Origin of the sequence: Mesorhizobium sp. M7A.F.Ca.AU.001.01.1.1, from assembly GCF_004022735.1 — a bacterium.
Taxonomy (GTDB): domain Bacteria; phylum Pseudomonadota; class Alphaproteobacteria; order Rhizobiales; family Rhizobiaceae; genus Mesorhizobium; species Mesorhizobium ciceri.
The window spans coordinates 1-6,521 of the sequence record NZ_RZPF01000351.1 but is presented as its reverse complement, the minus strand read 5'-3'; the positions used below and the strand labels follow the sequence as shown (position 1 = coordinate 6,521).

Below are 6,521 nucleotides of genomic sequence, written 5' to 3'. Positions count from 1 at the left end.
TGATAGGGCTCATACACGGAATGAAGGATCTCTTGGAACGATCGCTGGGCTCAAGGGCGATCATAGAGACGAAATTTCCGCTCTCGCTTGATCGTGTGATGGTTGATGAAAGTCAAATCGAACTCGCATTGCTCAATCTGTGCGTCAATGCCAGGGACGCGATGCCTGATGGTGGGACGATCGTCATCTCCACTCGGATGGAACAGGTCGGCGAAAGCAAACAGGCTGGCTTGGCCCCGGGGCATTATGTCTGCCTCTCGGTAGCAGACGCTGGCGAAGGAATGGACGAAGAAACACTAGCTCGGGCGACAGAACCGTTCTTCACCACAAAAGGCGTTGGCAAAGGCACGGGTCTCGGTCTGTCTATGGTCCATGGGATGACAGAACAAATGGGCGGGCGCCTGACGCTTAGGAGCCGCAAGGGAGCAGGAACGACGGCGGAACTGTGGCTGCCGGTGGCCACCGCGAGCTCGGAAGTCGCGCGCGGGCCGGATGTTCTTGCCGAGGAAGCCATTGAGACGGCGTCGCTGCGGATTCTGGCAGTGGATGACGATGCGCTGGTCCTTTTGAATACCGCGGCAATGCTCGAGGATCTCGGCCATACTGTCGCGGAGGCGCATTCTGCGGCGGCAGCCCTCAGGTTGCTGGAGGAGCAGCCGTTCGACCTCGTCATAACGGATCATGCTATGCCGAAGATGACGGGCCTGCAGCTATCGAATACGATCAAAGTCCAGTGGCCGAACGTACCCGTCATTATAGCAACGGGCTACGCCGAACTCCCGGGGACTCGCGACATCAAAATTCTCAGCAAGCCGTTTACTGAAGAAGAATTGGCGAACGCAATAGCAGCCGCTAATGTCGCGTAGGGTCGCCTTAGACACCACCCCCTTTGAGTTCCTTGATGCGTCAAGCTGGGATAAGATCCTCCAATTTTTCTCTGAGAGTACTTGCGAAGCGGCAACCTGCTCGGCGGTCAGAAGGGTCTATGGAAAGTGTACGTTCAAGCAGCCGATTCGTGCGAGAGGACGACTTCGTTCTTCGAAAGATCGCTTTGGTCGCCTGCCCTACCAGCCTATGCCGCACTTTAGCTCCCGGATCTAACTGTTTGCAAGGCTTGGGAACCCGCGAGGCGTTGTTCTCGCAGTCGCGCAGTCAAGCAGGAGTGCGGACAGGCCTACCCAGCAGCGAAACAGAAAAGCGCCGGCGCTGGGTCTTCACCGGGGCTAAGGGCATGTACGAGCTACCCTGCATGTCCGAGTTTCAGCCTGCGCTAATATTGTAAATGAATGACTGTGCGCACCGACTTCTCCGGGTCGTTGCGTTTGGCGTCACTGTGGTTCCCGAAGGGCCGATATACTCCACCAGCGCGAGGCATGACCGCTCAGATTCTGTTGGTCGGCGCCAACGTTCGCGCACCTCTGCGCCGGCCGCCACGGCACTTTGAGGTGAAGTGCCGCTCACGGAGCTAAAACCCAGCAATTGGCCGACAATCGCCGAATAGCCGATTGGTTGAAAACGTACAGCGAATCCGTTGGGGTTATGCTGGACAACAGGGTAAACAATTCCTTTCGCTGGAAGGGAGGCCGCGATGGTTCGAACGCATTTAGAAGTTGCACAAGGCGTAATCGCAACCGGCTATCTTGTTCGGCATAATTCCATGATCGGAACTGCCAAGTTTCGCCAAGACGTGGATCGTTCAAGGCGCGCAATCGAGACATCGCGCGAACTGCTCAAACGCCTTCGCCAACGTCACCACGATGACATGGCGCGAGGGTGGGAAGATCCGGGCGTGGCAAGCGTCGCCGTCTCCGCCTTTGACGCCGACATTCTCCGATCGGCATTCCGAGAGTTGGTCAGGCAAACGGGTGTGCCTGAGTATCAATGGCGTGATCTGGCCACGAGCCTGGTACATGAATTCACCGGGTGCGAGCAGATGGAAACCGGCCTGGTGGATTGGATCACCAGCAAGTAGCGCTACAAGGAAACCTTTTTGGGGGCTCGGAATTAGGGTCGCATGGCCCGCTTCTTCTTTGATTTAACCGACGATGGCGAAGTCTTTCCCGATCCTGAAGGAACCGAAATTGCGAGCCGGGAAGCCGCTGAAGATGAGGCAGCAAGAGCGTTGCTTGAAATAGCCAAAGACCGGATGCCGGACGGCACTTTCAGAGAGGTTGCCATCGATGTCCGCGATCACACCAGCAAGCTCCTATTCTCCGTGAAGGTCACGTTCGAGTTGGTGCGTGAGCCGCCCGACGGATGAGGACGCGGCCCTAGCTATTCATTATGGCTGCGCACCAACGCCAGCGGCATGCGGTCGCTGAGGCTGCCATCATTGCTTTCGAACTGCAAGACGCCTGAAAATGCGATTGGCGCCTTCTGCCGTCGAGGTAGAAATGACGTCGTCCGCCTGACGCTAATGTGACCTAATATCGTTGTTTGCCGCCGGCATTGAAGGATGTTTGAAGAATGACTCGTGTTGACCACCCTCGCTGTCTCTGTGGGGGATCATGGTTTCCGGCAAGTCGCCAACGCCGTACTGTGAGCCCCGGACCGAAATAAGGTCATGGTTGTCGGGGCGTGTGTTTGTCACGGCCTTCGACGATGGATAATTTCTTCAATAAGTTTCGCGTCGGCTTCGTGTTCCGCGGCCCGCGTAGCCATTTGGCTGGCCAAGCTATGTCTTTCCCGAGCGGCTTCTCGTTGCGCCGTCCGTTTCGCCAACTCGGCCCGCTGCTGGTGCGCTCTTAGAAGGCTCCAAAGGGCCTGTTCCGCATCGTCCGCCTGGGCCTGCATCAAAACGTCCGCTCCGAATGCATGTCCAGTGTGACAACGGTAACGGGTAATCGGCCCGTCTTCGATCTCCCAAAGCGGTCCGTGACATTCGGGGCAGACAAATGTCGAGGGGATGCCAAGCTGGCGTTCTGTCTGTTCCATTGTGCTGTGCTCCTGAGCAGCAATCGCAGCCTCAAGGCGGATGACAGGCGGGATTTCTGGTGTCGGCCCTGCGAGTTCGGACGCAAGCCTGCGCAACAGGCCAGCCATTTCGGACAGGGCGACGCAATGGTCGACTTCCACATTCTGCAAGGCGCTCAGCGGCATATCGGGTACTGCAGCGTCGTCGGGATCTTGAACCACGCTGACCCCTCCGCAAATCTTGATAGCGCGCAAGCCGGCGGTCCCGTCGGAGAGGCTGCCCGTGAGCACGACACCAATCACGCTGCCGCCAAAGCTGCAGGCCGCTGATCGAAAAAGGGGATCGATGGCAGGGCGCGCCAAATTCTCCCGCGGCCCGCGCCGTAGCAGCATGTGATCATCATGTAAAAGCAGGTGAGCTCCGGGCGGTGCAACGAAGATGTGCCCGTTTTTAACCTTCGTGCCGCTGGCGGCATTCGCTACGGGCATGTTGGCAGCGCGACCGAGAATGTCGCCGAGGTAACTCGTGAGACCGACGTGCTGTACGATGAGGAGGGCCGCCGGAATGTCCGGCGAAATATCCCGGACAAGTCTCTTCAGCGCGTCGAGGCCCCCCGCCGAGGCTCCGATTGCGACAATGCACCGGTTCTCGCAACCGTAGGCACGGACCTTCTCCGACTGCCCCGCATGTTCCGACTCTGATCGTGGTGCGGCGGTGGCCATATGTGCTTCACCCACTCAGCAAATAGCGAGCACTCCGGCCAGTCCGCTGCTGCCAGTCGGATACCCTGCTTTCGTCGTTAGCTTCCTGACCCCGAACATAGTTGCCCGCAATGACGTCAGTCCAAACTAACGCTTACGTGCGCGTTTGACAGCAGCCTCGGCCACGGCCGGGGCCTCCTGAATGCTTGCCGCGCCGCCAAAATCCGCGTTCTTGGTTCGGCCAGCTCCAGGACCGGCACCTAGATCAGCGCCCGTGATCGGATCGGACGCCGGATCAGAAAGAGTACGGTCGGCCATCTTGGCCACCACCTTCATGTCTCTGGCGCCCATTTTGACGGTTGCCAAGCCGTCTCCGCCGTCGACGGGCATCACCTGTTCAAGGTCATCGATCCGATCCCACTCTTCGCCGGAATTCCATGGACCATTGGTATCGCCGTCACCTTGAGAGGTGTTGACGTACATGCTGGCGTACCTCTCGATGCCCGGGAGCTTGCCTGACGGGAAATTGTTTTCGATGGCGTAGAGTGCTTTCTCAAACGACTTTTGATGAGCGATCTCGCGTGTCATCAGGAAGCCGAGCGCGTCCTTGATGCCCGGATCATCGGTGATGTTGATGAGGCGTTCGTAAACGATCTTGGCGCGCGCTTCAGCGGCGATGTTCGACCGCAAATCCACGGTAGGTTCACCGCGTGAGTCGACATAGGCCGCGGTCCAGGGAACGCCGGCTGAGTCGCACAGCGCGGGAGCACCGCCAAACAGGATGGATTCCTTGGCTGTCGTACCGCTGGCGCCGACCATCATATAAAGGTCCGCTTCTTTCATCTGGCCTTCGGCAAGTTGTGCCTTGAGCCCCTTGTTCAGCATGGTGACGATCGATCCCACCACCTCAAGGTGGCTGAGTTCTTCAGTGGCTATGTCGAGCAACATGTCGCGACGGCCAAGATCATCCTCGCCGAGGCCTTGCGTGAAATAGCGCATCGCCGCGGCAAGCTCACCATCGGCGCCACCGAATTGTTCCATGATCATGCAGGCCAGGCGGGGATTAGGCTCCGAAACGCGGACGGTGTATTGCAGGCGCTTGTTGTGCATGAACATTGGCAATCCTCCAGGGGGTTGGGTTGCCCAACATCCGCCTGCGAGGATTGTTCCATATTGCATCGAGTGACGCAGTGGCCGATCCGCGAGGCCATGGCGCGCTAGGGGTGAAATTCGTGTCGGGACGCACATCAATGAGCGCCTCCAGATGGGAAAAAGACTGGTCGCGCACGTTTTTTCCTCCGGGTACTGGAACGAACATGTTGTCGGGACTAACCCACGATGAAAGCGGCGAAAAAACTGCTGAGGCTCTGCATTCGTCTGCAGGTCACAGCGATGGGATGACAGATCCCGAATGGCCACAGCAAAGTCCGGCGCCAGGCATCTCTTGCGAAGTTCTGCGATCTCGGAACAATCGCGCCAAACCACAGTTCTAGCCAGGCAGCGGAGCTGCAAGATTGGTGACCCGATCCCCGCGTGAGCCCTCCCACGGCGTAGGCGCTTGATCACCAGCAGGCGATATAATCGCGGCGATAGCATCGATGGGCAAGAAGGCCAAGCAGAACACCGCGTCTCGGACGGATCGCGAAAGGGCCATCGAAGCGACTACTTTGCCCGAAAGTGCGGCCTCACCAAGGACGAGGCACTCAAGATTCTCAGGTCGCAGGATCGATGAAGAAGCGAAACGGCGGTCGGGCGGCCGGTAGGAGCAATCGTCGCTCGATCGTCGCAACCGATGGCGGCGGATGATCTAGTTCACCCCGACACACCTTTTCAACAATCCGCTTCAACCATCCGGGCATGCCGCGGGCCGGGTCCCGTTTAGACCGGCAGAGGCAGCCGAGCGACCATTGTGGCTTGCAATATGTGCCGAAAAGCGCGCGATCTGGTCTCACAGCAGCTTGCCCACAAAACGCTGAAGAGGTCGTTCCGGCGCCGCGGCCCCCGACCGCCGTCTTATCAACATTGATCGGCGAAAGAGTGACCAGCAATCGACTTCGATAGGCGAGAACGCCGGTTAAGGCGCGGCAGGCGGCTTGACAAGCGGCCGCGAGGCTAGCCAGGCGCAGAGGCGACATGGCGCCGGTTGTGCCGACCAGAACGGAGCGAGATCACGGTCCTTGCTCGTGTTCCCACCATGTCTTTGAGGGCGAGGAACAACCGATGGCCTTGGTTGTTAGAGCTGCATATGCCGCGAAGCATTGAACTCGAAGTGGGACATGGAGATGGCGACGAAGAAAAGCGCCCAGAGCAGCACAAAGGGCCTGGGAAGATCTATTTTACGAAGCCTTGAAGGACATATACTACGCGGAGCGTAAGATCTTAAGTGCCCTCAAGAAAATGGCCAGGGGTGCCGAATCGCAAGAGTTGACCGCCGCGTTCGAGAAGCACCGCGACGAGACTGAGGGTCAGGTTGAGCGGCTGCAGCAGGTGTTCGAGATTTTCGGCAAGCGCGCGCAGGGCAAGACCTGTCCCGCGATCGACGGCATCATTGAGGAGGGCGGGGAGATACTGGAGGAGTTCCAGGCGGCGCCGGCCCTCGACGCCGGGCTTGTTGCCGCTGCCCAGGCCGTCGAGCATTATGAGATCGCCCGTTATGGGACATTGGTAACCTGGGCAAGGCTGCTCGGCTTGAATGACGCGGTTCCGCTGCTGCAGCAGACGCTCGACGAAGAGAAGGCAACGGACGAGGCGTTGACGCAGCTTGGAGGCACCAGCGTAAATGAAAGGGCGCTGCAAGATGCCGCCTAGATCTAGCTGAACGCGTTGGGCGGGAGGGAGATCGAGTCCATCGACACCGTCGATCAGGTTGGCTGGCGCTGCGTGCATGAGCAAATAGTGGATACGGT

At 58.7% G+C, this 6,521-nt stretch carries 6 protein-coding genes; 4 read left to right on the top strand and 2 right to left on the bottom strand.

Annotation, left to right across the window (positions count from 1 at the left end; genetic code table 11):
* From EN884_RS20770 to EN884_RS20760, 3 genes are all read left to right on the top strand, one after another.
* The coding region (locus tag EN884_RS20770; protein ID WP_128360715.1) for a response regulator at positions 1-866 on the top strand (866 nt) is incomplete at its 5' end.
* Positions 867-1,588: 722 nt separating this feature from the next.
* Positions 1,589-1,972, top strand: a complete 384-nt coding sequence (locus EN884_RS20765) for a hypothetical protein (protein WP_063170813.1) — start codon at positions 1,589-1,591, stop codon at positions 1,970-1,972.
* Positions 1,973-2,014: 42 nt separating this feature from the next.
* Positions 2,015-2,260, top strand: a complete 246-nt coding sequence (locus tag EN884_RS20760; protein ID WP_063170814.1) for a hypothetical protein — start codon at positions 2,015-2,017, stop codon at positions 2,258-2,260.
* Positions 2,261-2,586: 326 nt separating this feature from the next.
* Here EN884_RS20760 and EN884_RS20755 read toward each other — a convergent pair whose 3' ends face one another.
* Both EN884_RS20755 and EN884_RS20750 read right to left on the bottom strand, forming a co-directional pair.
* Positions 2,587-3,636, bottom strand: coding sequence for a chemotaxis protein CheB (locus tag EN884_RS20755; RefSeq protein WP_063170815.1), 1,050 nt, complete (start codon positions 3,634-3,636; stop codon positions 2,587-2,589).
* A 126-nt stretch (positions 3,637-3,762) separates the two neighbouring features.
* The gene (locus EN884_RS20750; RefSeq protein ID WP_063170816.1) at positions 3,763-4,731 is read right to left on the bottom strand and encodes a manganese catalase family protein; all 969 of its coding nucleotides are present in this window, start codon (positions 4,729-4,731) and stop codon (positions 3,763-3,765) included.
* Positions 4,732-5,961: 1,230 nt separating this feature from the next.
* Between EN884_RS20750 and EN884_RS20740 the strand changes: the two genes are divergently transcribed.
* Positions 5,962-6,423: a DUF892 family protein gene (locus tag EN884_RS20740; protein WP_063170817.1), complete on the top strand. Its 462-nt coding sequence runs from the start codon at positions 5,962-5,964 to the stop codon at positions 6,421-6,423.
* The last annotated feature ends 98 nt before the right edge of the window (positions 6,424-6,521 follow it).

What these genes read in the sequence shown, in the direction of transcription:
- EN884_RS20760 (WP_063170814.1), top strand. Translation starts at nt 2,015, where the DNA reads ATGGCCCGCTTCTTCTTTGATTTAACCGACGATGGCGAAGTCTTTCCC.
- EN884_RS20750 (WP_063170816.1), bottom strand. Translation starts at nt 4,731, where the DNA reads ATGTTCATGCACAACAAGCGCCTGCAATACACCGTCCGCGTTTCGGAG.
- EN884_RS20755 (WP_063170815.1), bottom strand. Translation starts at nt 3,636, where the DNA reads ATGGCCACCGCCGCACCACGATCAGAGTCGGAACATGCGGGGCAGTCG.
- EN884_RS20765 (WP_063170813.1), top strand. Translation starts at nt 1,589, where the DNA reads ATGGTTCGAACGCATTTAGAAGTTGCACAAGGCGTAATCGCAACCGGC.